The sequence below is a fragment of the Cellulosimicrobium cellulans genome (assembly GCF_016907755.1).
GTDB classification, from domain to species: domain Bacteria; phylum Actinomycetota; class Actinomycetes; order Actinomycetales; family Cellulomonadaceae; genus Cellulosimicrobium; species Cellulosimicrobium cellulans_D.
The window spans coordinates 3,968,277-3,994,722 of the sequence record NZ_JAFBCN010000001.1 but is presented as its reverse complement, the minus strand read 5'-3'; the positions used below and the strand labels follow the sequence as shown (position 1 = coordinate 3,994,722).

Here is a 26,446-nt window from a genome sequence, read left to right as displayed (position 1 = left end):
CGGGGCCGACCTGACCGGGGCACCCCGAGCCCGGTCGCGCGGGCGTAGATCATCCTTGACTTATATAAGCGACGGGTGAAACATGGGTTCCATGGAAGCGTTCGACGTCCTCGGCGACCCCGTCCGGCGTCGGCTCCTCGAGCACCTCGCCCGGGGCGAGCAGCCGGCGGGGGAGCTCGCCGCGCTCGTGGGCGAGGAGTTCGGGATCAGCCAGCCGGCCGTGTCCCAGCACCTCAGGGTGCTGCGGACGAGCGGCTTCGCGACCGTGCGGCCCGAAGGGACCCGGCGGCTCTACGCGCTCGACCCCGCGGCGCTCGACGAGGTCGAGGACTGGGCCGCGGGCCTGCGCCGGTTCTGGGAGCAGCGGCTCGACGCGCTCGGGACCGAGCTCGCTCGCGGTGCCCGCGAGCGGCGCCGTGCCGCGGCCGCCGACGAGGACGCCGGACGCCCGACCGACACCACCAGGAGGACAGCATGAAGGACTTCATCACCGAGCTCGAGGCCGCCCGGCGCTCCGTCGGGACGGGAGCGCTCCCCGCGGGCGACGCCCGCGTCCTCACGATCGAGCGGACCTACCCGGCCGTCGTCGAGGACGTGTGGGACGCCGTCACCGACCCCGAGCGCATCCCGCGCTGGTTCCTGCCCGTCACGGGCGACTTCCGGGTCGGCGGCACCTACCAGGTCGAGGGGAACGCGGGCGGCGAGATCCGTGCGTGCGACGCACCGACCCTCCTCCGGCTCACCTGGGTCATGGGCCCGCCGACGCCGGAGGACTCCTCCGTCGTCGAGGTCCGCCTCGCGCCCGCACCCGGCGGCGGCACGACCCTCACGCTCGAGCACACCGCCGTCGTGCCGCCGGAGATGTGGGACGTGTACGGCCCGGGTGCCGTCGGCGTCGGCTGGGACGGCGCGCTGCTGGGCCTCGCGCTGCACCTCGACGGCGCCGGGCCGCTCGACCCCGAGCAGGTCCTCGCGAGCCCCGAGCTGCGGGTGTTCAACACCGCGAGCAGCGAGGCGTGGGGCGCGGCGCTCGCGGCCGCGGACGGCCTGAGCGTGGACGACGTCGCCGCGCGCGTCGCCGCCACGACGGCGTTCTACGTCCCCGCGGACGACGCCTCCGAGCCGAGCTGAACCGGGTCGCCGGCGCGCGCAGCCGGTCGTGATCGCGCCTCGCGCTCGTGCGACCGCGTCTCGGCGGCGTCGCGCGGTGTCCCGCCCCGGGGGGAGGCCTGGCGGCGCACGTCCCCCGTGGGGCGGATGTTCACCTGCCGTTCACCCGGCATACCCTCGTGCGATGACCCCGCCCGATTCGTCCCGTGCCTCGACCCTGCTCGACCGTCCTGCCACGTCCCTCGGCACCCCGTCCGACGAGGTGCCCGACGCGGCGTCGCGCCCGCTGCCGGAGCCGCTCGCGGACGCGTCGTCCCGGGCCGCAGGCCAGGTCCTCGTCGCGGTGTCGTGGCTGGTCGGGGCGGCGCTCGTGGTGCTGGTCGCGCGACTCCTGCGTGGGCCGAGCGAGGCGCTGTACCTCGCGATCACGGCGCGGACCGCCGATCTCCCGGGGTCGGGCCTCGTCGCGGAGGGCGGGGTCCTCGTGCTCCTCGGGCTGTGCGCGCTCGTCGCGTGGCGGTCGCGTCGTGCGGGTGCGTCCGCCGTCGCGACGACGCTCGTCGTCGGGGTGGGCGCCGTCGTCGCCTACGCGGCGAGCGAGGCCGTGAAGTCGCTCGTCCGCCAGCCGCGAGGGTGCTGGGAGCTCGTCGAGGTCGCGCACTGCCCGGCCGCGGGGGACTGGTCGTTCCCCAGCAACCACACCGCCATCGCGTTCGCCCTCGCGACGGCGGTCGTCCTGGCGGGCGCGCCCGCCGTGCGCGTCCCCGGGGCGGTGCCCGCGCGGCACGCCTACCGGTCTCCGCTGCGTGACGTCGCGCTGTGGGTCGTGCTGCCCGTGGTGCTGGCCGTCGCGGTCGCCGCGGCGCGGGTCGCCGAGGGCGTGCACTTCCCGCACGACGTCGTCGCGGGCGCGGCCGTCGGGGTCGCCGTGGTCGTCGCGACGGTGACGGTCCTCGTCGGCCCCGCGACGGCCGCGGTCACCGCGGCGTGCCGCGTGGACGGCGTCCGCCGTGTCCTGCTGGCGCGGCCTGCCTGACGAGCCTCAGGGGCGGCGTCGGACGCGGGCGGTCCCCACGACCCCCAGGACCACCGCGGCGACCAGCAGCACGGTGCCGAGCGCGGACTGCAGCAGGTCGACCGACGGGCCGACGGCGAACGTGCCGGCCGTCGTCGTGCCCTCCGACCGGCACGTGAGGCGCACGGTGCCTGCGTCGCTCGCGAACGAGGACTGCGCGCGCCAGTGCCGCGGCACGCGGAGGTCCTGCTGCGACATCGACACGCGGAGCACGACGTCCTCGCCTCCGGGTCCGACGCCCTCGCACCGGACCTCGCCCCAGGCCGCGGGCGAGTCGGCGTAGACGGTGTGGTCGCCGGCGGCGAGCTCGACGCGCGCCGTCTCGCCGAACGGGGTCGCGCCCTGGACCCGGAAGCCCGGGAGCACCCACAGCCACAGCACGCCCAGCAGGCACGCGCCCGCGAGCAGCAGGGGGACGAGCCCCGGGCGCGGGCGCGCGCGTCGTGCGGTCATGCGGGCACCGTACCGGGGCGCGAGACCGGGCGCGGCCGGGGCGGCGCCGTCAGCGCGGCGCGGTGACGAACACGTCGAACAGCTCCGGGTGGTGGGCGTGCACGAGCACCGCGAACACCACGACGTCGAACAGCAGGTGCACCGCGACGACGTACGTGAGCGACTTGCTCCACGAGAAGATCCAGCCCTGGACCAGGGCGAACGGGACGGTGAGGAGCGGGCCCCACTCGCGGTACCCGAGCTCCCACAGGAACGACACGAAGACCGTCGCCTGCAGGAGGTTCGCCGTCCACAGGCCGAAGTGCTCGCGGTACAGCGCGAACACGACGCACACGAAGAACAGCTCGTCCCAGATCCCCACCGCGTTGACGCCGACGAACAGCCGCGCGATCTCCTGCCCGCCCGTGATCTCCGGCCAGTTGAGGTACGCGCCAGAGCCGATGAAGTAGAACGGCAGGATCAGGTACCCGGCCGCGACGACCACGACGAGGTAGACGATCTGCCCCCGGGTCCAGCGCCGCCCGGTCGCCACGGGGAACCGGACGACGTCCTCGTGGAACGCGAACCGCGAGAGCGCCCACGGCACGAGCACGGCGAGCGACAGCACGACGGCGAAGCGCACCATCCCCGCGTCCGACAGGTCCGCCTCGAGCGAGATCGTCGAGATGATCGCCATGCCGGTGCCGACCAGCGCGAGGTCGCGTCCGAGGCGGCGGTCCACGGCGAGCCCCAGCGCCACGCCGAGCACGAGCGGCACGTACCCGAGCGGGCGCACGTGCACCGCGAACAGCAGCACCGCGGCGCCGGAGACGAGCACCGCGGCGAGCAGCCGCAGCGGCGAGCCGACCGCCCAGGGCGGCCGGGCGGCGTCGGGCACCGGGGCGAGGGCGGGGGACGTCACCCGCACACGGTGCCACGGCCGGCGGCGCGCGGCACGTGCCGCGCGCCGGGGAGGTCAGAGCTCCTCGTACACCGCCGGGTCCTGGTCGTTCGTGCGCCCGTCGGTCCGGGCGAGGCCCGTGAGCGCGTTCATCTCGTGGGTCGTGAGCTCGAAGGAGAACACGTCGAGGTTCTCGCGCTGGCGCTCGGGCGACGACGCCTTGGGCAGCGGGACGACGCCGAGCTGCACGTGCCAGCGCAGGATCGCCTGGACGGGGGAGACGCCGTGGGCCGCGGCGACCGCGGTGACGACCGGGTCGCGCAGCAGGTCGCTCGCGCGGCCGACCGGGCTCCACGCCTCGGTGACGACCCCGCGCTCGGCGTCGGCGGCCCGCTGCGCGGCCTGCGGGAAGTACGGGTGCAGCTCGACCTGGTTCACGAGCGGCGTCACGCCCGTCGCCGCGATCACCGCGTCGAGGTGCTCGGGCAGGAAGTTCGAGACGCCCACGTGACGGATCAGCCCGCGCTCACGGCACTCGACGAGCGCCTCGTACGCCTCGACGTACCTCCCGACGCGCGGGTTCGGCCAGTGGATCAGGTACAGGTCGATGCGGTCGAGACCGGTGCGGAACAGCGACTCCTCGACGGTGCGGACGGCGTCGTCGTGGGCCTGGTGGCGGCCGGGGAGCTTGGACGTGACGATCACGTCGTCGCGCGGGACGTCCGCGCGGCGGACGGCAGCACCCACGGCGCCCTCGTTCTCGTAGCTGAACGCGGAGTCGACCAACCGGTAGCCCGCGTCGATCGCACGCGCGATCGAGTCCGCACCCTCCTCTCCGCCCAGCCTGTACGTGCCGAAGCCGATCGCGGGGATCGTCGTGCCGTCCGGGGTGCTGAGGGTGGGGATCGTCATGGGCCCATCCTGCGTCGGGGCCGGTGCGGCACGCACCCCGGCGGACCGGGCGCCGGGACCTCGCGGGCGAGATGCGAGACGTGGCCCCCGATCCACGGGGATCAGGGGCCACGGCTCACTCTTCGGCGGGTGCTACGCGGCGCTCGGGAACGGGACGCCCGTCGTCGCGTGGCAGCGGTAGCCGTTCGGGTTCTTGTCGAGGTACTGCTGGTGATAGTCCTCGGCGTAGAAGAACGGGCCGGCCTCGGCCGCGGGGCGCATCTCGGTCGTCACGGGGTCGTAGCCCTTGGCCTCGAGCACCGCGGAGTAGCGCGCGGCCGTCTCGCGGACCGCCTGCTCCTGCTCCGGTGTCGTCCAGTAGACGGCGGACCGGTACTGCGTGCCGACGTCGTTGCCCTGACGGTAGCCCTGCGTCGGGTCGTGGCGCTCCCAGAAGATCTTGAGCAGCTCCTCCTCGGTGACCCTCGCGGGGTCGTACGCGACGAGCGCCGTCTCGGTGTGGCCCGTGCGCGCGGTGCACGCCTCCTCGTAGGTCGGGTTCGGCGTCGTGCCGCCCATGTAGCCGACGGCGGTGCTCACCACCCCGGGCACCTGCCAGAAGATCTCCTCGGCGCCCCAGAAGCAGCCCATCGCCAGGTAGAGCACGCGCGTGCCCTCCGGCCACGGGCCGGTGATCGAGGTGCCGAGCACGGTGTGGGGACGCGGGGTCTGCAGCACGGGCGACTGGCGCCCGGGCAGCGCGTCCTCGGGGGCGATCATCGTCGTCTTGCCGGACGAGCCGAAGATCGCGTCGAAGATCGAGTTCATCGCTTACCTCCTGAAGTACCCGGACGACCGGGGCGCTGGCCCACGACGCATCGTCCTGGCACGGGGTAGAACGCCGCGGGGGCGGCGGGTGTTCCGGGCCGGCGCCGGAGCCCGACGAGCCCGGGCGGGCGCACCGCCCGAGCCTCTCACGGGACGATCGAGTCGATGTAGCCGCCGTCGACGCGCACGGCCGCACCCGTCGTCGCCGACGCCAGCGGCGAGGCGAGATAGGCGACCAGGTGCGCAATCTCCTCCGGCTCGATGAGCCGCTGCAGCAGCGACTGCGGGCGGTGCTCGCGCATGAACACGCGCTGCGCCTCGTCCCAGGGGAGGTCGTCGCCGACGAGCTCGCGCGCGAACGCCTCGACCCCGCCCGTGTGCGTGGGACCGGCGAGCACGCTGTTCACCGTGACGCCCGTGCCGGCCGCCGCCTTGGCGAACCCGCGCGAGACGCCGAGCAGCGCCGTCTTGCTCACGCCGTAGTGGATCATCTCGGCCGGGATCACGACCGCCGAGTCGCTGCCCACGAACTGCACGCGGCCCCACCCGCGCTCGATCATCCCCGGCAGGTACGCGCGCGTGAGCCGCACGCCCGCCAGGACGTTCACCTCGAAGTAGCGGCGCCACGTGGCGTCGTCGATCGCGAGCGGGTCCTCGCTCGAGAAGATGCCGAGGTTGTTCACCAGGACGTCGACGTGCGGCACGGCGGCGAGCACCGCCGCCGCGCCCGCGTCGGTCGCGAGGTCGGCTGCCACGCCGAGCACGTCCGCCCCCGGGACGTGCTCACGCACGTCGTCCGCCGCGCGCTGCGACGTCTCCTCCGAGCGCCCGTTGACGACGACCGCCGCACCGCACCCCGCGAGGGCGCGCGCGATCGCGAGGCCGATGCCCTGCGCCGAGCCGGTGACGAGCGCCCTGCGCCCGCCGAGGTCGATCTTCATGCGTGCTCCCTCCGCGCCGGCGGCGACGCGCGCCGCCCCACCCACCGTCCCCCGCGACGACCCCGGACGCCACCGCGGCGCCCCCGGGCAGGCGCTCCCCGCGGGCCGAGCAGGCGGTCCCGGGTCGTCCGGGCAGCGGGACGGACCACGACCACCTGCTCGGCGCCGGGGGTGCGCCGTAGGGTGGTCGGGTGACCACCTCGAGCGAGCACCCCGACTGGACCACCACCGGCTTCTCCACGCGTGCGATCCACGCGGGCCAGGACCCGGACGCGACGACCGGCGCCGTCGTGCCGCCCATCCACCAGGTCTCGACGTACAAGCAGGACGGCGTCGGGGGCCTGCGCGGTGGCTACGAGTACTCGCGCTCCGCGAACCCCACGCGCACCGCGCTCGAGGAGGCGCTCGCGGCCGCGGAGTCCGGCGGCCTCGGCCCGACGGCGGACGGTGCGCCCGCGGCGCGCGGGTTCGCGTTCGCGTCAGGCCTGGCCGCGGAGGACACGCTGCTGCGCGCCGTCGTGCGACCCGGGGACCACGTGATCGTGCCCGACGACGCGTACGGCGGCACGTACCGGCTCATCGCCCGGGTGTTCGGGCCGTGGGGCGTGGAGCACACGCCCGTCGACCTCACGGACGTCGAGGCGGTCCGGGCCGCGGTGCGCCCCGAGACGCGCGCCGTGTGGGTCGAGACGCCGACCAACCCGCTGCTCGGGGTCAGCGACATCGCGGCGCTCGCGGGCGTCGCGCACGACGCCGGGGCGCTGCTCGTCGTCGACAACACCTTCGCGACCCCGTACCTGCAGCAGCCGCTCGCGCTGGGCGCGGACGTCGTCGTGCACTCGACGACCAAGTACGTCGGCGGGCACAGCGACGTCGTCGGGGGAGCGCTCGTCGTGGCGACGGGCGCCCAGCTCCCGGGCGGGCTCGTGTCGCCCGCGGGCGGGACGGACGTCGCCGGCGCGGTCGGGTTCCACCAGAACGCGTCGGGCGCCGTCGCCGGGCCGTTCGACGCGTGGCTCACGCTCCGCGGCCTCAAGACGCTCGCGGTGCGCATGGACCGCCACCAGGCGAACGCGGCCGCCGTCGCCGACTTCCTCGTCGCCCACCCCGCGGTCACCGAGGTGATCTACCCCGGCCTCGCGTCGCACCCCGAGCACGAGCTCGCGGCGCGCCAGATGTCCGGGTTCGGCGGCATGGTGTCGTTCCGCCTCGGCAGCGAGGCGAAGGCGCTCGACGTGTGCGCGCGGACCCAGGTCTTCACGCTCGCGGAGTCGCTGGGCGGCGTCGAGTCGCTCGTCGAGCACCCGGGCCGCATGACCCACGGCTCCGTCGCCGGGACGGCGCTCGAGGTCCCCGACGACCTCGTCCGCCTCTCCGTGGGCATCGAGGACGTCGAGGACCTCCTCGCGGACCTCACCCGGGCGCTCGCGTAGCCCGGGGTCCGGTCCCGCCGGGCGGTGGGGAGATCCTGCGCACACCGGGCGCGCCACGGCCGTTCAGCGCCGCGAGCGGAGGGTCGCTCACCTAGGGTGAGTGCGTGAGCGCGCAGGCCGACCAGCACAGGACCCCCGACCCGCTTCCTCCCGGGCGCCCCGGCGCGACGGCGGTGCCCGACTCGGTGCGCTCGGCCGCCGCCTGGTCGTGGCGGCTCCTGCTCATCGGCCTGACGATCGCGGCCGGCCTCTGGCTCGTCACGCAGCTCAAGGTGATCGTCGTCCCCATCGCGGTGGCGCTCCTGCTCACGGTGCTGCTCACGCCGGTCCAGCGCTTCTTCCGGCGCCACCTGCGCATGTCGCGCGGTCTCGCGTCCGGCGCGTCGCTCGTCGCGCTCATCGTCGTCGTCGCGGGGCTCGTGGCCATCGCGGGGCAGCAGATCGTCAGCGGCTTCCAGGACCTGCGCGACCAGGCCGTCGAGGGGTTCGAGCAGTTCACCGAGTGGCTCGCCGACGGTCCGCTCGGGCTCGACTCGACGACGATCTCGCACTGGCTCGACCAGGCCGGGACCGCGGTGTCCGAGAACCAGGACTCGATCGTCTCCGGCGCGCTGGGCGCGGCCACGACGATCGGCCACGTGGTCGCCGGCGCCCTCATCGCGCTGTTCTGCACGTTCTTCTTCCTGCTCGACGGGCGCACGATCTGGTCCTGGGTGGTCGGGCTGCTGCCCCTGCGTGCCCGCGACAACGTCCACCAGGCCGGTCGCCGCGGCATCGTGACGCTCGCCGCGTACACGCGCACGCAGATCCTCGTGGCCGCGGTCGACGCCGTCGGCATCGGCGTCGGCGCCGCGTTCTTCGTCCCGTCGCTCGCGCTGCCGCTGGGCATCCTCGTGTTCGTCGGGTCGTTCATCCCGATCGTCGGTGCCATCGTCACCGGCTCGATCGCGGTGCTCGTCGTGCTGGTCGCACAGGGCTGGGTCCAGGCGCTCGTCATGCTCGGCATCGTGCTGCTCGTGCAGCAGATCGAGGGCCACATCCTCCAGCCGTTCCTCATGGGCCACGCGGTCTCGCTGCACCCGGTCGCCGTGCTGCTCGTCGTCGCGGCGGGCAGCTTCGCCGCGGGGATCGTCGGCGCGCTCTTCGCGGTCCCGATCGCGGCGGTCCTCAACACCGTCGTCCTCTACCTGCACGGGCACGACAAGTTCCCCGAGCTCGGGACGGACGACCGCGTCGTGGTGCGGGGGAGCCCGCAACCGCCGGTCATCGCGCGCGCGGAGGCGGACCTCGAGGACGTCGGCGCGCGCCGTCGGTCCCGCGCGGGCGCCGGTGAGGACTCCGCCGTCGTCGAGCCGCAGGACGCGGGCCCCGTGGAGGACTCGCCCGGGGAGACTCGGTGACCTCGGGGCCGGTACCGGTCACGCTCGACGACGTCCGCGACGCCGCCCGCCTGCTCGACGGCGTCGCGTACCGCACCCCGGTCCAGACGACGCGCGCCATCAGCGAGGCCGCCGGCGTCCGCGTGCTGCTCAAGTGCGAGAACCTCCAGCGCGCAGGGTCGTTCAAGGTGCGCGGCGCGTACGTGCGCATGGCGCGACTGAGCGAGGAGGAGAAGGCTCGCGGCGTCGTCGCGGCGAGCGCGGGCAACCACGCGCAGGGCGTTGCTTTCGCGGCCGGTCTGCTCGGCATCCGTGCCGTCGTCTACATGCCGGTGGACGCCGCGCTGCCCAAGGTCGCGGCGACGCGCCAGTACGGCGCCGAGGTCCGGCTCGTCGGCGCGGACGTGGACGAGACGCTCGCCGCCGCGCGCGCCGAGGCCGACCGCACCGGCGCCGTGTTCATCCACCCGTTCGACCACCCCGACGTCGTGGCCGGGCAGGCGACGATCGCGCTGGAGATCCTCGAGCAGGTGCCCGACGTCCGGACCGTGATCGCGCCGCTCGGCGGCGGCGGGCTCGTCGCGGGGCTCGCGGCGGCGTTCGCGCAGGCCGCCCCGGACGTGCGGGTGATCGGGGTGCAGGCGGAGCGGGCCGCCGCCTACCCGGGCTCGCTCTCCGCCGGGACGCCGACGACGGCGCGGCTCGCCGCGACGATGGCCGACGGCATCGCCGTCGGCACGCCGGGAGCGGTGCCGTTCGGGATCCTGGCGCAGCACGGCGTCGAGGTGCGCACGGTGACCGAGGAGGAGATCTCCCGGTCGCTGCTCATGGTCGCCGAGCGCGCCAAGCTGCTCGTCGAGCCTGCCGGGGCCACCGGCGTCGCCGCGCTCCTCTCCGGGACGGCGGCCGTCGACGCGGGCGCGGCGGACCCGGTCGAGGGTCCGGTCGTCGTCGTGCTGTCCGGGGGGAACATCGACCCCCTCGTGCTGCTGCGGGTCGTGCGGCACGGCCTCGCCGCCGCCGGCCGGTACATCCAGCTCCAGGTGCTGCTCGACGACCGTCCCGGCGCCCTCGCGCGGATGCTCGAGGTCATCGCGACGAAGCGCGGCAACATCATGCACATCGACCACGACCGCACCGACGTGGGCCTCGCGATCGGCGAGGCCTGGGTGCGCATGCAGGTCGAGACCAAGGGGCCGGAGCACTGCGACGAGCTCGTCGCGCACCTGCGCTCCGAGGGCTACCGCGTCGAGCGCAGCGACGGCGGCTCGCCCGGCCTCTGACGAGATGCGAGAAGTGGCCCTCCCGGGACGTCTCGGAGGGGCCACTTCTCACGTCTCGGCTCCCGCGGGCCGGACGGGTCCGTGGAGGACGACGGCGGGTCAGCCGATCCGGTGTGCCGAGGTGACGACGCGCGGGCGCGCGCCGGCGTCGGGCGCGTCCGGGACCTCCGCCGGGCGGACGCCGCGGTCGAGGAACGCCTGCAGCACCCGGCCCTCGGTCGACGGCCAGCGGCCGAGGACGTCGTACGCGAAGAGCACGATCACGCGCCAGCCCAGGCGTTCCAGCTCCTCCTGCCGCGCGACGTCGTTCAGGCGCTGGCGCGCGGAGGTCAGGTGGTGCTGCCCGTCGTACTCCAGCGCGATCCGCAGGTCCGGCCAGCACAGGTCCGGGCGCGCGAGCCAGCGCCCGTCGTCGTCGAAGACGTCGGCGCCGACGACCGGGCAGGGGAAGCCGGAGTCGACCAGCCGCAGACGCAGCCGTGTCTCCATGGGTGAGTCCACGAAGCGCCGGGCCCGGTCGAGGGCGGACGCGAGCGGGACGACGCCGCGCCGACCCCGCATCCCTCGCAGGCGGTCGGCCAGCAGGTCGGGCGGGACCGGGCGGGCACGCCCCCGGCCGCCGAGGACCGAGTCCACGACGACCACGAGGTCGGTCTCCGTGAGCCCGGGTCCGCCCGCGGCGACGAGGGCCGCGAGATCCGCGACGGTCCTGTCGAGGCTGGTCACGTCGAGCCCGTGCCGGGCCACGACGTCGCGCGCCGGCAGGCCACCGTGCGACACGACACCGGTGGCGTCGAGGGCCCGCGTGCCGGACGGTCCCGACACGTGCAACGGTGCGAGGCCCGAGACGTCCCGGGGCAGCGGCAGCTCCCACAGCGCAGCAGCCGTCGTGTGGGAGAAGGCGGCCGTCGGCGGGAGCGCGAGCCGGACGGCGGTCGCGACCGACCGCAGGTCCTCCCGCCGTGCGGCGTCCATGCGGACACCCCGCACCGGGGCGTGGAGCCGCGGCGAGCGCAGCTGCTTGCGGGTGACACCGAGGTGCAGCGCCTCGGAGACGAGGAACGGCGGGTCGGGGACCGGGACGGGCATGGCGCGAGTCTGGCGGAGAACACCGTCGCCGCGCCGACGAGCGTCGTGGACCTGTGGACGACCCGGGCGCGAGGGTTCGAGAAGCGAGAAATGGCCCCTCCGAGAGGTCTCGGAGGGGCCACTTCTCACGTCTCACCCGGCGGCGCGGCCGCCGGTCGCTCGTCAGCCCTCGAAGGGCTTGGCGGTGACGATCTTCACGGCGATCTCGTTGCCGTTCGGCGCGGTGAAGGTCGTCTCGTCGCCGACGGTCTTGCCGTTGATCGCGGCACCGAGCGGCGACGTCGGCGAGTACACGTCGAGGTCGGTCGTGCCGGCGATCTCGCGCGAGCCGAGGAGGAACGTCATCTCGTCGCCCGCGACGACCGCGGTGACGACCATGCCGGGCTCGACCATGCCGTCGTCGGGCGGCGTGCCGATCTGCACGTTGCGCAGCTTCTCGGTGAGCTCACGGATGCGGGCCTCGTTCTTGGCCTGCTCCTCGCGGGCGGCGTGGTAGCCGCCGTTCTCCTTGAGGTCGCCCTCGTCACGCGCGGCGGCGATGCGCTCCGCGATCTCGGTGCGGCCCTCGCCGGACAGGTGGGCGAGCTCGGCCTGCAGCCTGTCGTGCGCCTCCTGGGTCAGCCAGGTGACGGTGGTGTCGGTCACGGTTCGCTCCTTCCTTTCCATGGTCGACGGCCGGAGCGGTCGCACGGCCGTGCGGGTACGGGCAGCCGGGGCGCGTGCGTTCGCGGTGCGCCTGCCTGCCCGGGTCGGTGACGCTGGCCGGGTGGCAGCGCGTAGGACTGGTCTCCCACCGGTCGCCGTGGTGCCCGGAGGACGCGTGCCTGTCACCGGCACGCTGTCTCGGGCTCCGCACGGTCGGGTGCGGGAATCCCTCAGGATAGCAAAGCACGGGGCTCCGACAGCGACGTCGCAGGTCAGCGCGCGCGCAGGCGGGCGGCTCAGGGGGCGACGCGGCAGGACTGGACGATGCCCGTCGTGGCGAGCTCGGAGGTCGCCACGCTCACGGTGTACCGGGACTCCGCGACCTCGACCGGGCCGACCGTCACGTCGACCGTCCCGACCTGGGCGAAGCTCTCCGCGAGGGCGTCGAGCGTGCACGTCGCCGTGGTCCCCGGGTCCATGTAGACCTCGAACGTCACGTCGACCCGCTCCGGGCTCACGACCGTGTAGCCGAAGTCCTTGAACCGCACCGGCTCGTTCGCGTACCGCAGCCCGATGACGAGCGTGATCGCGAGCCCGACGATCGCGACGAGGACGATCCCGACGACGGCCAGGCGCCGACGTCGTTCCGTCGGCTCGGGGCCGTAGCGGCCCGCCGGCGGTCGCAGGGGTGCGCCCGGGGTCGGCTGCGGGGCGGTGGTCTCGTTCGTCATGGTGCGGTCCCGTGGTCGGTGCCGCCGCGCCCGGTCGCAGGCCCGGCGTCGTGCCGGTGGTCCCGGCGGTTCGTCAGGTGTGGGCGCGGTGGGGGATCATGTCCTCGACCCATCTTCGCAGAGCCCGGGCGCTCGTCGTGCACCCACGACAGGTCCGGCACCGCGAGGAGACGTACGACGCACCCGGGAGGACCAGTGGCCGAACCCGCGGCCGGATCGACCACCCACCGCGCGCAGCCGGAGACGCTCCGTCTCCTGGCCGTGCACGCCCACCCCGACGACGAGTCGAGCAAGGGCGCCGCGACGGCCGCCCGCTACGCGGCCGAGGGCGTCGACGTGCTCGTCGCGACGTGCACCGGGGGCGAGCGCGGCGACATCCTCAACCCCAGCTTCGGCGAGGGGCCCGAGGGCATCGAGGGCATGCGCGCGCTGCGCCGCGTCGAGATGGCGTCGGCGGCGCGCGCGCTCGGCGTCCGCCAGCAGTGGCTCGGCTTCGTCGACTCGGGGCTCCCGGAGGGCGACCCGCTGCCCCCGCTGCCCGAGGGCTCGTTCGGCCTGGTCCCGCTCGAGGAGGCGGCCGCGCCGCTCGTCGAGCTCGTGCGGGAGTTCCGGCCCCACGTCGTGACGACGTACGACCCGTCGGGCGGGTACCCCCACCCCGACCACGTCATGTGCCACCGCGTCGCGTTCGAGGCGTTCCACGCCGCGGGCGACCCCGACCGCTACCGCCGCGAGGGCGGGGCGGCTCCCTGGTCGCCGCTCAAGCTCTACTACAACCACGACTTCTCGATGAACCGCATCCGCACGCTGCACGAGGCGATGCAGGGCGCGGGGCTCGAGTCGCCGTTCGGCGACTGGGTCGAGTCGCGGTCCGCGCGGGAGATCCCGGAGCGCGAGGTCACGACCCGCGTCCACGTCGCGCGCTACTACGCGCAGCGTGACGCCGCGCTCATCGCGCACGCCTCGCAGATCGACCCGGACGGCTTCTTCTTCGCGATCCCGCGCGACCTCGAGGTCGACGTGTGGCCGTTCGAGGAGTTCGAGCTCGCCGAGTCGCGCGTGCCCACGCAGCTGCCCGAGGACGACCTGTTCGCCGGCGTCCGCGAGCTCGTCGCGAGCGAGGAGGCGGCCTCGTGACCACGCCGACGTCCCTCGCGGACTCCTTCACGGTGACCGGTGCGGGCGGTCCGGGCTGGGCGGCCGACGTCGTCGCCGAGACCGCGACGCCGAGCCCCTCGGACGACCCCCTGCGCGAGGACCTCGACCCGAACGACGTGTCGCCGGGCCTCGTCGGCTTCCTCGCGATCTTCGCGGTGGCGCTCGCGACCGTCGGCCTGTTCTTCGCGCTGTCGCGCCAGCTCCGGCGCATGCGGCACAACGCCGAGGTGCAGGGCATCGGCGCGGACGGTCCGCTGGAGCCGGGCGACGCCGACGGCGGCGCGACCTCCGACGGCGAGCCGTCCGACGGCGCGCCGGGCGACGGCAGCGGCGCTCCCGGCGGTGCGACCGGCGGCGGACCCGCGCGGCAGGGCTGACCATGGCCACCGGGGCGCGGGTCACGATCGGCCAGCTCGAGGTCTCCGCCGACCACGCGGCCAACCTCGTCACGGTCGGTGCCGCGTTCCGGGAGGCGGCGCGCGTGCGCGCGGACCTGCTCGTGCTGCCCGAGTACGCGGCGGGGTTCGACCCCCGGGGCACGGGCGTCGAGCACGCCGAGCCGCTCGACGGGCCGTTCGTGACGACCCTGTGCCGGCTCGCGCGCGAGCAGGGGGTCGCCGCGATCGCAGGCACCCTCGTGCCCGGCAGCGCGGCGGGACGTGCGGTCAACGTGGTGGTCGCCGTCGACGCGTCCGGCGGGCTCGTGGGCACGTACCGCAAGGTCCACCTCTACGACGCGTTCGGGCACCGCGAGTCCGACCGGCTCGACGCCGGCGACCCGGCAGCACCGCCGCTGGTCCTGCCCGTGGGTGACCTGACCTTCGGCGTCATGACCTGCTACGACCTGCGGTTCCCCGAGAGCGCGCGGCGTCTCGTCGACGCCGGTGCGGACGTGCTCGTCGTGCCCGCGGCGTGGGCGGCGGGCGATCTCAAGGCGGACCAGTGGCGCACCCTCGCCCGGGCGCGGGCGATCGAGAACACCGCCGTCGTGCTCGCGGTCGGGCAGGCGGGCAAGGGCGTGACCGGCCGCTCGCTCCTCGTGGGGCCCGACGGTCAGGTGGGGCTCGAGCTGGGCGAGCGTGCCGAGCTGCGCAGCGCCGACCTCGACCCCGCGGCCCTGGCGAGCGTGCGCGAGCGCAACCCGTCGCTCGCCAACCGCCGCTACGCCGTCGTCCCCCGGGACTGAGCGGCGGCGCTCAGCGCGCCGCGACCGCCGCGAGCATGATCGCGATGTAGTGGCACGTGAAGCCGACGACGGTGAGCACGTGGAAGATCTCGTGGAACCCGAACCAGCGGGGGCTGGGGTTCGGCTTCTTGATGCCGTAGACGACGGCGCCGAGGGTGTAGGCGAGGCCGCCCGCGGCGACGAGCCAGACGATCGCCGGCCCGTTCGTCGTGGTCCAGAACTGCGGCATGTAGCCCACCGCGACCCACCCGAGGGCGACGTAGATGGGCACGTACACCCAGCGGGGGGCGTCGAGCCAGAGGATCCGGGCGAGGAGGCCGAGGACGGCGCCGCCCCACACGATCGCGAGCAGGATCGTCGCGGTCCGCTGGGGGAGCAGGAGCACGGCGAGGGGCGTGTAGGTGCCGGCGATGATGAGGAAGATGTTCGAGTGGTCGGCGCGGCGGAGCACCCCGGCGACGCGCGGCGACCACGTGCCGCGGTGGTAGACCGCGCTCGTGCCGAAGAGGAGGCACGCGCTGAGCCCGAAGATCGCGCACGACACCTTGCCCGCGACCGGGGGTGCGACGACGACGAGGACGATGCTCGCCACGAGGACGAAGGGGAACGTCCCCGCGTGGATCCAGCCCCGGAGTCGGGGCTTGACCGTCTCGGCGACCTTCTCGACGGCGTCGCCCACGCTCTCGCGGACGTTCTCCAGCGCGCCGCTGCCGGGCGCGAGGGTGTGTCCGGCGTCGGCGGTGGGCGCGCTCGGGGTGCGGTCGCGGTCGGTCGGTCGGTCCACGGCGTCTCCTCGGGGTGGGGCAGGGTCTGGCGCGGTCGGGTCGGTCGTCGGGGTGGCCGGACGAGCGGCGTGCGATGCCGTCCCGTCGAACCTACGCCATCGTAAGTTACGCGAGCGTAGGTTTGCGAGCCGTCGCCGCGCCGCGGTGTGAAGATCCTGGGCAGGGGCGTGCGCGGTCGCGGGCACCCTGCCGTCCGGACGCTCCAGAGCGGTAGCGTGTGCGGGTTCGGCCCGCACGTCCCGACCCGGGACCAGCCCGCCGGGCGACACCCGTCCTTCCACCGTCGAGGAACCGTCGTGCGCCTGCCCCGCCCTGTCTACGGACTCTACGAGCGTCGTCTCGCCGCGACCCTCTCGCGCGAGAGCGTGCCGCGCCACGTGGGCGTCATCCTCGACGGCAACCGCCGGTGGGCGCGCTCGTTCGGCGAGTCGACGGCGACCGGCCACCGCCGGGGTGCCGACAAGATCACGGAGTTCCTCGGCTGGAGCGAGGACCAGGGCGTCGAGGTCGTGACGCTGTGGATGCTCTCGACCGACAACCTCTCGCGCTCGCAGGAGGAGCTCTCCGCGCTGCTCGACATCATCGAGGACGCGGTGCGCGACCTCGCCGACTCCGGTCGCTGGCGCCTGCGGGTCATGGGCCGCCTCGACCTGCTCCCCGAGCGCCTCGCGGGCGCGCTCCGCGAGGCGCAGCAGCGCACGGCCTCGGTCGACGGGCTCCAGGTGAACGTGGCGATCGGCTACGGCGGCCGGCACGAGATCGCCGACGCCGTGCGCTCGTACCTGCGCGAGCAGGCGGCCGCGGGCGCGCGGCTGCAGGACCTCGCGGAGAACCTCGACGTCGAGCACATCGAGGAGCACCTGTACACCAAGGGACAGCCGGACCCGGAGCTCGTCATCCGCACCTCGGGCGAGCAGCGGCTCGGCGGCTTCCTGCTCTGGCAGAGCGCGCACTCGGAGTTCTACTTCTGCGAGGCCTACTGGCCGGACTTCCGGCGCGTGGACTACCTGCGCGCGCTGCGCGCCTACTCCCAGCGCGAGCGTCGCCTCGGCCGCTGAGCGCGCCGCCCGCCACCCGGTAGGGTCGATGCGAACGCATCGATCGAGGGGACCGGGGGTGTCATGGCCGAGCAGGGCCAGGACGAGCACGTGACGGCGCCCGGCCACGGGAGCCCGCGGCTCGCGGTGGAGACCTGGGAGTCGTTGTTCCGGGCGCAGGTCACCGTCATGCGTCGGCTGCAGGCCGACCCGGTCTGGGACGGTCTCACCCTGCGCGAGTACGACGTGCTGTTCTCGCTCACCAAGGGCCCCGACGAGGGGATGCGCCTGCGCGACCTCAACGTGTACATCCTGCTCAGCCAGCCGTCGCTGAGCCGCATGGTGGATCGGCTCGCGACCCGCGGCCTGGTCGAGCGCACGTCCGCGCCCGACGACGCGCGCGGCACGCTCGTCCGGCTCACCCCGGCGGGCCGGGACCTCCAGCGGGCGACCGGCCGCGCGCACGCCCGCGCCATCGCGACCTACGTGGGAGGCGCGCTCGACGACGACGAGCTCACGACGCTCGGCGAGCTCCTCGAGCGGTTGCGCGCGGCCCAGCAGGTGATCCCCGACGTGATCCGTGCGGCGGCCCCCGAGACGCGGGCGGGCGAGCCGCACCCTTGAGCGCTGTGGCGGGGAACACGTCCGGTCCGTCCGTTCCCGGGCGGACCGGGGCGGGTCCCGCTGCCTAGGATGCGAAGCGTGTCCTCAACGCCGAGCACCACCCAGACCGGTTCCCCGCAACGCCCCGACGGCCCGCTGCGCGTCGTCGTCGCGCCCGACTCGTTCAAGGGCAGCCTGAGCGCCGCGGACGTCGCGCACGCCGTCTCCGCCGGGGTGCGCAGCGTCGTCCCTGATGCCGAGGTCGTCGAGCTCCCCATGGCCGACGGCGGCGAGGGCACCCTCGACGCGCTGCTCGCCGTGTGGGGCGTGCCGGCGCGCGAGGTCGCGACGGTCGACGCGATCGGGCGCCCTCGCACCGCGCGGTTCGGGGTCTCGGCCGACGGGCGCCTGGGCGTCGTGGAGCTCGCGGAGGCGAGCGGCCTGCCGCAGGTGAGCGACGTCGCGCTGCAGCCCCTGCACGCGCACACCCTCGGCACGGGCGCCGCGGCCGCCGCCGTGCTCGACGCCGGGGTGGACGAGGTGATCGTGTGCCTCGGGGGGTCGGCGTCGACCGACGGCGGCGCGGGCATCCTCACCGGTCTCGGCGCGCGGCTCCTGGACGACGGCGGCGCGCAGGTGCCCGACGGCGGCGAGGGGCTCGCGCGGGTCGCGCGCCTCGACCTGTCCGGGCTGCACCCGCGCGCCCGCGACGTGCGCTGGCGCCTCGCGGTCGACGTGACCAACCCGCTGCACGGCGAGCGGGGCGCGGCGCACGTGTTCGGCCCGCAGAAGGGCGCCCAGGAGGCGGACGTCGCGTTCCTCGACGACGCCCTGCGCCGCTGGGCGGGCGTGCTCGTCGCGGAGGCCGGGTTCGACGTGTCCGAGCTCGCGGGCGCGGGCGCGGCGGGCGGCGTGCCCGCGGCGATGGTCGGCGTCCTCGGCGCGGAGCTCGAGCCCGGTGCGCGCCTCGTCGCCGAGGCCGTCGGGCTGCCGGACGCGGTCCGCCGCGCGGACCTGGTCTTCACGGGCGAGGGGTCGTTCGACTCGCAGTCGGTCAACGGCAAGGTCGCCGACGCGATGGGCGCGCTCGCCGCCGAGGCACCGCGCCGTCCGCCGGTCGTCGTGCTCGCGGGGCGCGTCCTGCTGCCGGCGCACCAGGCGCGCGACGCCGGCATCGCTGCGGCGTTCAGCATCGCCCCCGGCCCCATCGAGCTCGACGAGCTCCTCGACCGGACGGCCTCCCGGCTGACCGACCTCGCCGCCACCGTCACGAGCCTCCACGTCGCCTCGCGGCGCTGACCGCCGTCCCGAGGGCGGGTGCCGAGCCACGAGGCCCCGGCTCGCGATGTCACCGCCGGGGCCACGTCCAGGGTGGCTGGTCGAGCAGACCCTCACACCCGGCGACCGTCGTCTCGCCGAACGGCGACCGGACGAGCTCGACCTCGAGGAGGTCGCCGGGGCCCGGCAGGTCGGCCGTGCCCGACGTCGTCGCGTCCCGCAGCGCCGCGACGAGCGGCGCCGCGTGGGTCACCACGACGACCTGCGTCTCCCGGGCCGCGGCGTGCACGAGCGTGCCGAGCGCGGGCAGCAGGTCGGGGTGCAGGCTCGTCTCGGGCTCGTTGAGCACGAGGAGCTCGGGCGGGCGCGGCGAGAGCAGCGCGGCGACGAGGAACAGGTACCGCAGCGTGCCGTCGCTCAGCTCGGCGCCGGTGAGCGGTCGCAGCAGGCCTTGCTGGTGGAGGGCGAGCTCGAACCGTCCCTCGTCGGCCTGGACCGCGAGGCGGCTGCCGGGGAACGCGCGGGAGACGGCGGCGTCGAGCTCGTCGCCGCGACCGAGGTCGCGCACGGTCTCGAGCGCGGCAGCGAGGTCCGCGCCGTCGTGCGCGAGGACTGGCGTGCGCGTGCCGACCTGCGGAGCGCGGGCCGGCGCCCCCGCGTCGGTACGGAGCTGGTCGTAGAACCGCCACGAGCGCAGGGCCTCTCGCACCGCGACGACCTCCGGCGCTCCCACGGGGTCGACGAGCTCGGTGAGCACGCTGTCGAACGACCGGAGCCGGGCGGGTGAGGAGGCCCAGCCTCCGGCGTCGTCCCGCACGCGGACCGCGGGTCCGCGTCGCTCGACCTGGAGCGTCGCCGGGCGCGCGGCCGGTCCGGACCAGATCGTCTCGACCTTGATCTCCGGGTCGAGGCCGAACGCCGAGCCGGGGTGCTGCGGCAGCCCGAGGTCGACGGCGTAGCCGAGGTCGCCCGGAGCCGCGCCCGCGAACCCCAGCCGCAGCGCGACGGGCGCGGTCCGCCGCGTGCCCTGGACGGGCCCGCCGTCGCGCACGGCCCGGCTGCCGCCCTGCTCCGGCCCGGCCCACAGCGTCGACCGCAGCCCGCCCTCGCGCGCGACCGCCCCGACCGCGCCCCCGAGCGCGCACCCGGCGAGCAGGCGCAGCGCGCGGTACAGGCTCGACTTGCCGGTCCCGTTGGCCCCGGTCACGACCGTGAGCCGGTCGAGCGGCAGCACGAGGGCGCGCAGCGACCGGTACCCCTCCACGGCGATCGTCGCGAGCATCCGTCACCTCCTGCCGCGCACGCTACGCGGCGCCTCCCACGCGCCTCCTCGCGGGCCGCGGACGTCCGCACCCGAGGTTGCGGACACCCGTATCCGAGAATGCGGGAAAACGCGTCCAGGAATGCTGGGAGCCACGTCCGGAAATGCCGAGACCAGCGTCACCACGACGCACCTGGACGCCTTCGTCCGGCGCTTTCTAGGCTGCTTTCTCGTGGGAATTCTCGAGCTCGTGGTGATCGCCGTCGCGCTCGCGGCGGACGCGTTCGCCGTGGCGCTCGCGCAGGGCACCCGGATGCGGCGCCCGACGTGGCGCGAGACCGCGCGCGTCGCGGTCCTCTTCGGCCTCTTCCAGGCGCTCATGCCGCTCGCCGGCTGGGCGCTGTCCACGTGGTTCGCCGACGCGGTGTCCGGCGTCGCGCCGTGGATCGCCTGCGGGATGCTCGCGTTCGTCGGAGCGCACATGGTCAAGGAGGGCCTCCAGCACGAGGCGGAGCACGCCGTCGAGCACGTGGAGGGGCCGGCGGACGACAGGGTCACCGTCGTCGCGGGAGCCGGGACGCCCGGCCAAGCGGCTGCCGTCGCGACGCTCGCGCCGCCCGTCACCCGGCGCCCCCGCGTGGCCTACCGGGTGCTGCTCCCGCTGGCGATCGCGACGTCGATCGACGCCGCGGCGTCGGGCGTGACGTTCGCGGTGCTCGGCGTGCCGATCCTGCCCGCGGTCGTCCTCGTGGGCGTCGTGACGCTCGTGCTGTCCGGCCTCGGGGTGCGCCTCGGTGCCCGCGCGGGCGAGCGCCTGGGCCGCTGGGCGACCGTCGCGGGCGGCGCCGTGCTGATCCTGCTCGGCCTGCGCATCCTGCTCTGACCCGCCGACCCGCTGTGGGCGTGAATTGGGCCCGGTTCTCGACCGAGAACCGGGCCCAATTCACGCCCACAGCGCGGGGCGGGGATCAGTCCGTGATCGCGAAGGCGTCGATCTCGACGAGCATCTCCTCGCGCGGCAGGCCGGTGAACACGGTGGTGCGGCTCGGGAGCACGCCCTTCGTGGTGTGCTGCGCGACGAACGCGCCGTACGCGTCGTTCATGATCGGGAAGTCCTCACGCTTCGTGAGGTAGACGCGCAGCATGACGACGTCGTCGAACGTCGCGCCGGACGCCTCGACGATCGCGCGCACGTTCTCGAGCGTGCGCGTGGTCTGCGCGGCGACGTCGCCGGGGTAGAGGTACTCGTTCGTCGCGGGGTCGACGGGGCCCTGGCCGGAGACCTGGACGAACGGGCCCTTGCGCACGCCCTGGTGGAACGTGTGCGCGGGCGCCGGGGCGTCGGGGGTCGAGATCGCGGTCTTCTCGCTGGTCATGGTGTCCTCTCGGTTGTTCGTGGTCGCGGGGTGAACGGGGTCAGAGGTCGATGGTCGCGAGGTCGACGACCTCGTCGCCGCGCACGACCGCGGCCACGCGCCAACGGTCGAACGTCGTGCAGGGGTGCGAGATGCCGAACCCGACGACGTCGCCCGGGCGGACCTGGGCGGTCGCGGGGCCGGTGACCTGGCCGGCACCCGCGTCGAGCGCGAGGTAGAGGTGCTGGTCGTTGAGCGCCGTGACGCGCGTCCCGGCGAGCTCGCGCGCGGGCAGCCAGCCGTCGTCGGACTGCGAGCGCAGCCAGAGCGCGACGGGCAGGTCGATGTCGAACGACACGTCGCGGCGCCCGACGCCGCAGATCGCGAGGCCCGGCTCGGGGACGGACAGCACCTGGCCCCAGACCGTCGCGGCGCCCCGCAGCGGCTCGGCGCCGGGGATGCGGCTCCACGGGTCGGTGCGCGAGTAGAAGCCGTGGTCGTGCGTGACGTACGCGCCCGAGCGGACGACGACGCGGACCTCGACCTCGCCCCGGTCGTCACCCGGGACCGGCCCGGGCAGCTCGGCCAGCACGACGTCGAGGAACGAGCTGCCACCCGCGGACAGCACGAGCGGCTCGTCGACGCCCGCGAGGCCCTCGCGGACGAACGCGGAACCGAGGTCGCGCAGACCGTCGCACCACGCGCCGACGGCGGCGAGCTCGTCGCCGCTCGTGCCGCCCGCGACCGAGCCCTCGTACCCCGTGACACCGAGCAGGCGCAGGCCCGACGCCCGGACGGCGCGCGCGAGGTCCAGGGCAGCCGCGGTGCTGCGCACCCCCGTGCGCCCGCCGGGGACGCCGAGCTCGACGAGCACGCCGACGCGCGCCCGGACGGCGGCCGGAGCGTCGGCGAGCCCGCGCGCGAGGAGGTCGACGCCGTGCGGCGAGTCCACGCACAGCCACACCTCGTCGGGGGAGCCGTCGACGACACCGGTCAGGTCGTCGCGCAGCCAGGCGATCTCGCGCGGGTCGAGCAGCTCGTTCGCGAGCAGGACGCGCGGCACGCCCCAGTCGCGCACGGTGCGCAGCTGCGACGGCGTCGCGACCGTCGCCCCCCACGCGCCCGCCGCGGCCTGGCGCGCGTAGAGCGCGCGCGACATCGTCGTCTTCACGTGCGGCGCGTGCTCGACGCCGCGCTCCGCGCACACGCGCGCGACCACGCTGACGTTGTGGTCGAGCGTCGCGTCGTCGAGCGTGAGCAGCGGCCAGGAGAACGCGGCGTCCGTGACGCGCGGCGAGCCCGCGAGCACGTCCGCGACGGTCGCGGGGGCGTCGAGCCGCAGACCCTTGGTCCGGGGCCCGACGCCGTCGCCCGCCCAGGGTCGGTCAGGTGCGGGACCCAGGGTGTGGTGCGTCGTGCCGGTCATGCGGTCCTCCTCGGGAGTCGTGCCCTCGTGCGGGACAGGTGCGGGCCCCCGCTCACGCCCGCGTCGCGTCGGGGCGCAGCGGCCGGCCCGGGAGGGCGTCGGTGAGCCGGCCGTCGCGCAGGACGGGGACGCCCGCCACGAGCACGTCGTCCACGCCCGACGCCGGGCGACGCGGGTCCTCGTACGTCGCCTCGTCGCGGATCTGGTCGGGGTCGACGAGCGCGAGGTCCGCGACCGCGCCGGGCGCCACCGTGCCGCGCCCGGGGAGCGCGAACCGCTCGGCGGGCCGCGTGGACAGGTGCGTGACGGCGTCGTGCCACGTCCAGTCCCCGAGCGTACGCACGTGCTCGGCGCAGAAGCGCGCGAAGGCGCCCCACCCGCGCGGGTGGGGGCGGCCGCCACCTCCGACGGGCGCGTAGATCGCGTCGGACCCGCCGACGTGCGCCGGGTGGCGCAGCAGGGCACGTACGGACTCCGGCGAGTTGGTCGGGGGCTGGGCGAACACGCACGAGGCGCGCAGCCGCGTCGCGACGAGCAGGCGCACCGCGGTGTCGGCGGGGGTCAGGCCCAGGCGTGCGGCGACGTCGGGCAGGGTCATGCCCTCGGTCCAGGTCAGGTCCTCGGCGGGCTCGCCGGCCGGTGCGCCTGCCGACGCCCCGGTAGGGACTGCGGCCATCGTGACGCGGGGCCACAGGTCGGTCAGGGTGGGGAAGTGCTCGCGGTGCAGGCGCTCCAGGACGGCCGGGTCCGCCAGGGCGGCCACGGTCGCGTCGACGTCGGCGATGGGCAGCCACGTCGGTAGCGACACCATGGACAGGATGGAGCAGCCGCGCAGGTAGGGGTAGGAGTCGAAGGTGACGTCCAGGCCCTGGGCGTGGGCGTCGTCGACGTACCCCAGCAGCTCGGCGGCGGGCCCGTGGTAGTGCGAGACGTGGGTCGCGACGCCGGAGGTGCGCGCGACGCGCACGAGCTCGGCGAACGCCGGGCCGGCCTTGTCCTCGTAGCCGCGCATGTGCGACACGTGGGGGAGCCCGCGCGCGGCGAGGACGCTGGTGAGGGCGACGAGCTCGGTCTCGTCGGCGTAGGTGGCCGGGACGTACTCCAGGCCGGTCGACATCCCCAGGGCGCCGTCGTCGAGCGCGGCGGTGAGCAGGGCGCGCATGCGGTCGGTCTCAGCGGGCGTCGCGGCGCGGGCGGCGGCGCCCAGGACCGCGTACCGGATCGTGCCGTGCGGGGCGAGGTAGCCGACGTTGACCCGCGTGGTGCGGTCGTAGGTCGCGAGGAGGTCGGCGACCGACCCGCCGCGGAACGTGGGGTGGGTGCCGTTGATCGCGGCGAAGTACCCGGCCGCCCAGGTGGCGGCGTCGTGCAGGCCCGACGCCGTCTCGTCGCCCCGGGCGTGCTGCTCGCCCGGGGCGGGCGAGGGCGCGTAGGACACCCCGTCCTGCCCCACGACGACGCTCGTCACGCCCTGGCGCAGCATCGCGAGCTGCACGTCCTCGTCCAGCACCGCGGCCTCGCCGTGCACGTGCGCGTCCACGAACCCGGGCAGCAGCAGACGTCCGTCCGCCTCGACGACCGCGACGTCGCCGGGCGGCGCCCCTGCCCCTGCCGAGGGGTCGATGCTCTCGACCAGGCCCCCGCGGACCGTCACGTCCACGGGAGCGGACGCACCGCCGTCGGGCTCGACGAGCCGGGCACCACGAACCACGAGCGCGCTCACGCGGGGCCGCCCTCGTCCTCGTCGCGCCCCTCGACCCAGCCGCCCACGCCACGCAGGCCGCCCGCGGCGAGCTCGGCCGCGCGGTCGCGCGGCCAGCCCGCGACGCCGGGCCGGGTCTGCCACGGGTGCGGCCCGTCGAGCGGGCGGTACTCGACCCCGTACGCGTCGAGGCGCGGCAGGTGGTGCGTCACCACGCGCTCGCGGAACGCGCGCGACGCGGGCGAGCCGGGGGAGCGGTCGGCCTCCGGCGACCACATGACCTCCGCGAACGCCGCGAGGCGAGGGAACGCGGCGTAGTCGAATCGGCGCGCGGAGTCGAGGTGCTCGGACCAGAGCTCGGCCTGGCCGCCGAGCAGCGCGCCCGGTCGGTCGCCGTTCGTGCTCGGCTCCGAGTCCGCTTGCGGGCCCGCGAGTCCTGACGGGAACGGCTCGAACGCGTACACATCGTCGAGCGTGCTGAGGAACCCGACGGGGACCGGCTCGTCCGGGGCGTCGCCGCCGCGGTGGTCGAGGTAGACGACCTGCTCCGGCGCCATGACGACGTCGTGCCCGGCGGCGAGCGCGTCCGCCCCCACGGCCCAGCCGCGCCACGACGTCACGACCACGTCGCGGGGGAGCGCGGGGCCGAACGCCTCGTCCCACACGACCGCGCGGCGCCCGCGGGACGCGACGTGCTCCGCGAGCCGGGCGAGGAACCACCCGTGCAGCCCGCCGACGTCGTCGAGCCCGAGCGCCTCCGCGCGCGCCACGATCTCCGGGTTCTCGCGCCACAGCGTCGTCGGGACCTCGTCGCCGCCGATCGCCACGAACGGTGCGTCGAACACGTCGAGGACCTCGTCGAGCACGTGCCGGAAGAACGTCAGCGACTCCTCGGACGGGTCGAGCACCTCGGTGCTCACGCCCCACGTCGTGCGGACCTCGTGCGGCTGCTTGCGCGTGCCGAGCTCGGGGTAGGCGGCCACGGCGGCCTCCACGTGCCCCGGCGCGTCGATCTCCGGCACGACCGTCACCCCGCGCTCGCGCGCGTACGCGACGATCTCGCGCAGGTCGTCCTGCGTGTAGTAGCCGCCGTGCGGGCGACCGTCGAAGACCCCGGCGCGCCACGTGCCGACGCCCGACTCGCGACGCCACGCCCCGACCTCCGTGAGCCGCGGGTAGCGCGCGATCTCCATGCGCCAGCCCTGGTCGTCGGTGAGGTGGAGCTGCAGCACGTTGAGCCGGTGCGCCGCGGCGAGGTCGACGAACCGCAGCACGTCGGCCTTGGGCAGGAAGTGGCGCGCGACGTCGAGCAGCACGCCGCGCCACGCGAACCGGGGGTGGTCGGTGATCGCGACCTGGGGGAGCGTGAGCCGCCCGTGGCGGTCGTCCGCTGCCGCGTGCGTGGCGGCCGGGACCGGCGCCCGGCGGAACGCGGCGGGCCCGGCGAGCTGGCGGAGCGTCTGGGCGGCGGCGTGCGCGCCGTCGAGGTCGGCGGCGTCGACGCGGACACCCGTGGCATCGACGGTGAGGCGGTATCCCGACGGTGGGAGGCCGCGGCCGAGCGCGAACGTCACGGTCGCCGGGCCGACGCCGGACCCCCGCGTGGGCACCTCCGGAGAAGCGTCGGCGGGGCGAGGCGCCGGGGTGTGCGCGGCGGGGTCGACGGGCACGAGGTCGATGCCGAAGGCGTCCTCCGTCGCGCGGCGCCACCAGCGCGCGGCGGGGCGCAGCGCCGGGTCCGCGACGACCCGCGTCCCGTCGGCGACGACGGTCGTCCCATCCCCGGGCGTCAGCGCCACCGGAGCGGGGAGGATCCCGGAGGGGTCCGTCGTGGACTCGGAGCGTGACGTGGACACCTTTTGGAAGGACACCGAACGAGCCTAGCCGCAACCGCCGTCGACTCCGCACTTGCTCCGG

Annotated in this window: 27 protein-coding genes; 13 read left to right on the top strand and 14 right to left on the bottom strand. The window is 75.3% G+C overall.

Translation table 11 applies throughout. The annotated features are described in order from the left end of the window. Positions 1-91: 91 nt before the first annotated feature. The 3 genes from JOE63_RS17295 (at position 92) to JOE63_RS17285 (ending at position 2,146) form a co-directional block, all read left to right on the top strand. On the top strand, positions 92-478 hold the full coding sequence (locus JOE63_RS17295) for an ArsR/SmtB family transcription factor (protein WP_204542768.1): 387 nt from the start codon (positions 92-94) through the stop codon (positions 476-478). After that, positions 475-1,131, top strand: a complete 657-nt coding sequence (locus JOE63_RS17290; RefSeq protein WP_204542766.1) for an SRPBCC family protein — start codon at positions 475-477, stop codon at positions 1,129-1,131. Before JOE63_RS17295 ends, JOE63_RS17290 begins: the two co-directional genes overlap by 4 nt. Before the next feature lie 163 nt (positions 1,132-1,294). Continuing rightward, positions 1,295-2,146 carry a phosphatase PAP2 family protein gene (locus JOE63_RS17285; RefSeq protein ID WP_204542764.1) on the top strand — a complete coding sequence of 284 codons (852 nt, stop codon included), beginning with the start codon at positions 1,295-1,297 and terminating at the stop codon, positions 2,144-2,146. A 6-nt stretch (positions 2,147-2,152) separates the two neighbouring features. Here the strand turns inward: JOE63_RS17285 and JOE63_RS17280 are convergent, their stop codons facing one another. The 5 genes from JOE63_RS17280 to JOE63_RS17260 all read right to left on the bottom strand — a co-directional run bounded on the left by JOE63_RS17280 (position 2,153) and on the right by JOE63_RS17260 (position 6,178). Continuing rightward, a complete protein-coding gene (locus JOE63_RS17280; RefSeq protein ID WP_204542762.1) occupies positions 2,153-2,638 on the bottom strand; it encodes a hypothetical protein in 486 nt (161 codons plus the stop codon). Positions 2,639-2,687: 49 nt separating this feature from the next. Continuing rightward, entirely contained in the window at positions 2,688-3,515 is an 828-nt protein-coding gene (locus tag JOE63_RS17275; protein ID WP_204543811.1) for a CPBP family glutamic-type intramembrane protease, read from the bottom strand. A gap of 78 nt (positions 3,516-3,593) precedes the next feature. Further along, positions 3,594-4,430, bottom strand: coding sequence for an aldo/keto reductase (locus tag JOE63_RS17270; RefSeq protein WP_204542760.1), 837 nt, complete (start codon positions 4,428-4,430; stop codon positions 3,594-3,596). Positions 4,431-4,562: 132 nt separating this feature from the next. Then, the gene (msrA, locus tag JOE63_RS17265; RefSeq protein ID WP_204542758.1) at positions 4,563-5,237 is read right to left on the bottom strand and encodes a peptide-methionine (S)-S-oxide reductase MsrA; all 675 of its coding nucleotides are present in this window, start codon (positions 5,235-5,237) and stop codon (positions 4,563-4,565) included. A gap of 146 nt (positions 5,238-5,383) precedes the next feature. Further along, positions 5,384-6,178: an SDR family NAD(P)-dependent oxidoreductase gene (locus tag JOE63_RS17260; RefSeq protein ID WP_204542756.1), complete on the bottom strand. Its 795-nt coding sequence runs from the start codon at positions 6,176-6,178 to the stop codon at positions 5,384-5,386. Between the two features lie 191 nt (positions 6,179-6,369). On the opposite strand from JOE63_RS17260, the gene JOE63_RS17255 reads away from it, so the two are divergent. The 3 genes from JOE63_RS17255 to ilvA all read left to right on the top strand — a co-directional run bounded on the left by JOE63_RS17255 (position 6,370) and on the right by ilvA (position 10,273). Continuing rightward, the gene (locus JOE63_RS17255) at positions 6,370-7,611 is read left to right on the top strand and encodes a cystathionine gamma-synthase (protein ID WP_204542754.1); all 1,242 of its coding nucleotides are present in this window, start codon (positions 6,370-6,372) and stop codon (positions 7,609-7,611) included. A 104-nt stretch (positions 7,612-7,715) separates the two neighbouring features. Further along, the gene (locus tag JOE63_RS17250; protein ID WP_087469645.1) at positions 7,716-9,011 is read left to right on the top strand and encodes an AI-2E family transporter; all 1,296 of its coding nucleotides are present in this window, start codon (positions 7,716-7,718) and stop codon (positions 9,009-9,011) included. After that, complete coding sequence (gene ilvA, locus JOE63_RS17245; RefSeq protein ID WP_087469644.1) at positions 9,008-10,273, top strand: threonine ammonia-lyase; 1,266 nt, start codon at positions 9,008-9,010, stop codon at positions 10,271-10,273. The genes JOE63_RS17250 and ilvA overlap by 4 nt, the downstream gene beginning before the upstream one ends. Positions 10,274-10,372: 99 nt before the next feature. On the opposite strand, the gene JOE63_RS17240 is transcribed toward ilvA, so the two are convergent. From JOE63_RS17240 to JOE63_RS17230, 3 genes are all read right to left on the bottom strand, one after another. Next, positions 10,373-11,362 (bottom strand): hypothetical protein, encoded by a 990-nt coding sequence (locus tag JOE63_RS17240; protein ID WP_087469643.1) that lies wholly within the window; start codon positions 11,360-11,362, stop codon positions 10,373-10,375. 162 nt (positions 11,363-11,524) lie between these two features. Next, positions 11,525-12,007 (bottom strand): transcription elongation factor GreA, encoded by a 483-nt coding sequence (gene greA, locus JOE63_RS17235; RefSeq protein ID WP_087469642.1) that lies wholly within the window; start codon positions 12,005-12,007, stop codon positions 11,525-11,527. A 296-nt stretch (positions 12,008-12,303) separates the two neighbouring features. Then, complete coding sequence (locus tag JOE63_RS17230) at positions 12,304-12,738, bottom strand: DUF4307 domain-containing protein (protein WP_087469641.1); 435 nt, start codon at positions 12,736-12,738, stop codon at positions 12,304-12,306. Positions 12,739-12,933: 195 nt separating this feature from the next. Here JOE63_RS17230 and mca point away from each other — a divergent pair, with 195 nt between their 5' ends. From mca to JOE63_RS17215, 3 genes are read left to right on the top strand one after another with little or no spacing between them, the layout of a single operon-like run. Continuing rightward, a complete protein-coding gene (gene mca, locus JOE63_RS17225) occupies positions 12,934-13,875 on the top strand; it encodes a mycothiol conjugate amidase Mca (protein ID WP_167550998.1) in 942 nt (313 codons plus the stop codon). Further along, the gene (locus JOE63_RS17220) at positions 13,872-14,273 is read left to right on the top strand and encodes a hypothetical protein (RefSeq protein ID WP_204542753.1); all 402 of its coding nucleotides are present in this window, start codon (positions 13,872-13,874) and stop codon (positions 14,271-14,273) included. The genes mca and JOE63_RS17220 overlap by 4 nt, the downstream gene beginning before the upstream one ends. Before the next feature lie 2 nt (positions 14,274-14,275). Next, positions 14,276-15,082: a carbon-nitrogen hydrolase family protein gene (locus JOE63_RS17215; RefSeq protein WP_204542752.1), complete on the top strand. Its 807-nt coding sequence runs from the start codon at positions 14,276-14,278 to the stop codon at positions 15,080-15,082. Between the two features lie 10 nt (positions 15,083-15,092). Here the strand turns inward: JOE63_RS17215 and trhA are convergent, their stop codons facing one another. Then, entirely contained in the window at positions 15,093-15,866 is a 774-nt protein-coding gene (gene trhA, locus JOE63_RS17210; protein WP_087469640.1) for a PAQR family membrane homeostasis protein TrhA, read from the bottom strand. A 297-nt stretch (positions 15,867-16,163) separates the two neighbouring features. Between trhA and JOE63_RS17205 the strand changes: the two genes are divergently transcribed. The 3 genes from JOE63_RS17205 to JOE63_RS17195 all read left to right on the top strand — a co-directional run bounded on the left by JOE63_RS17205 (position 16,164) and on the right by JOE63_RS17195 (position 18,806). After that, complete coding sequence (locus JOE63_RS17205; RefSeq protein WP_204542751.1) at positions 16,164-16,925, top strand: isoprenyl transferase; 762 nt, start codon at positions 16,164-16,166, stop codon at positions 16,923-16,925. 63 nt (positions 16,926-16,988) lie between these two features. Beyond that, positions 16,989-17,528 carry a MarR family winged helix-turn-helix transcriptional regulator gene (locus tag JOE63_RS17200; protein ID WP_204542750.1) on the top strand — a complete coding sequence of 180 codons (540 nt, stop codon included), beginning with the start codon at positions 16,989-16,991 and terminating at the stop codon, positions 17,526-17,528. 69 nt (positions 17,529-17,597) lie between these two features. Then, complete coding sequence (locus tag JOE63_RS17195; protein ID WP_204542749.1) at positions 17,598-18,806, top strand: glycerate kinase; 1,209 nt, start codon at positions 17,598-17,600, stop codon at positions 18,804-18,806. A 49-nt stretch (positions 18,807-18,855) separates the two neighbouring features. On the opposite strand, the gene JOE63_RS17190 is transcribed toward JOE63_RS17195, so the two are convergent. Further along, positions 18,856-20,067, bottom strand: coding sequence for an AAA family ATPase (locus tag JOE63_RS17190; protein ID WP_204542748.1), 1,212 nt, complete (start codon positions 20,065-20,067; stop codon positions 18,856-18,858). A gap of 211 nt (positions 20,068-20,278) precedes the next feature. On the opposite strand from JOE63_RS17190, the gene JOE63_RS17185 reads away from it, so the two are divergent. After that, positions 20,279-20,929: a manganese efflux pump MntP gene (locus JOE63_RS17185; RefSeq protein ID WP_204542746.1), complete on the top strand. Its 651-nt coding sequence runs from the start codon at positions 20,279-20,281 to the stop codon at positions 20,927-20,929. A gap of 85 nt (positions 20,930-21,014) precedes the next feature. Here the strand turns inward: JOE63_RS17185 and JOE63_RS17180 are convergent, their stop codons facing one another. Genes JOE63_RS17180 through JOE63_RS17165 form a run of 4 tightly spaced genes read right to left on the bottom strand, consistent with a single transcriptional unit; the run spans position 21,015 to position 26,400 of the window. Next, positions 21,015-21,422 carry a RidA family protein gene (locus JOE63_RS17180; protein WP_087469635.1) on the bottom strand — a complete coding sequence of 136 codons (408 nt, stop codon included), beginning with the start codon at positions 21,420-21,422 and terminating at the stop codon, positions 21,015-21,017. A gap of 40 nt (positions 21,423-21,462) precedes the next feature. Further along, on the bottom strand, positions 21,463-22,827 hold the full coding sequence (locus JOE63_RS17175; protein ID WP_087469634.1) for an alanine racemase: 1,365 nt from the start codon (positions 22,825-22,827) through the stop codon (positions 21,463-21,465). Between the two features lie 52 nt (positions 22,828-22,879). After that, positions 22,880-24,550 carry an N-acyl-D-amino-acid deacylase family protein gene (locus JOE63_RS17170; RefSeq protein WP_204542745.1) on the bottom strand — a complete coding sequence of 557 codons (1,671 nt, stop codon included), beginning with the start codon at positions 24,548-24,550 and terminating at the stop codon, positions 22,880-22,882. Next, the gene (locus JOE63_RS17165) at positions 24,547-26,400 is read right to left on the bottom strand and encodes a beta-N-acetylhexosaminidase (protein ID WP_307840187.1); all 1,854 of its coding nucleotides are present in this window, start codon (positions 26,398-26,400) and stop codon (positions 24,547-24,549) included. Before JOE63_RS17165 ends, JOE63_RS17170 begins: the two co-directional genes overlap by 4 nt. Positions 26,401-26,446: the final 46 nt, after the last annotated feature.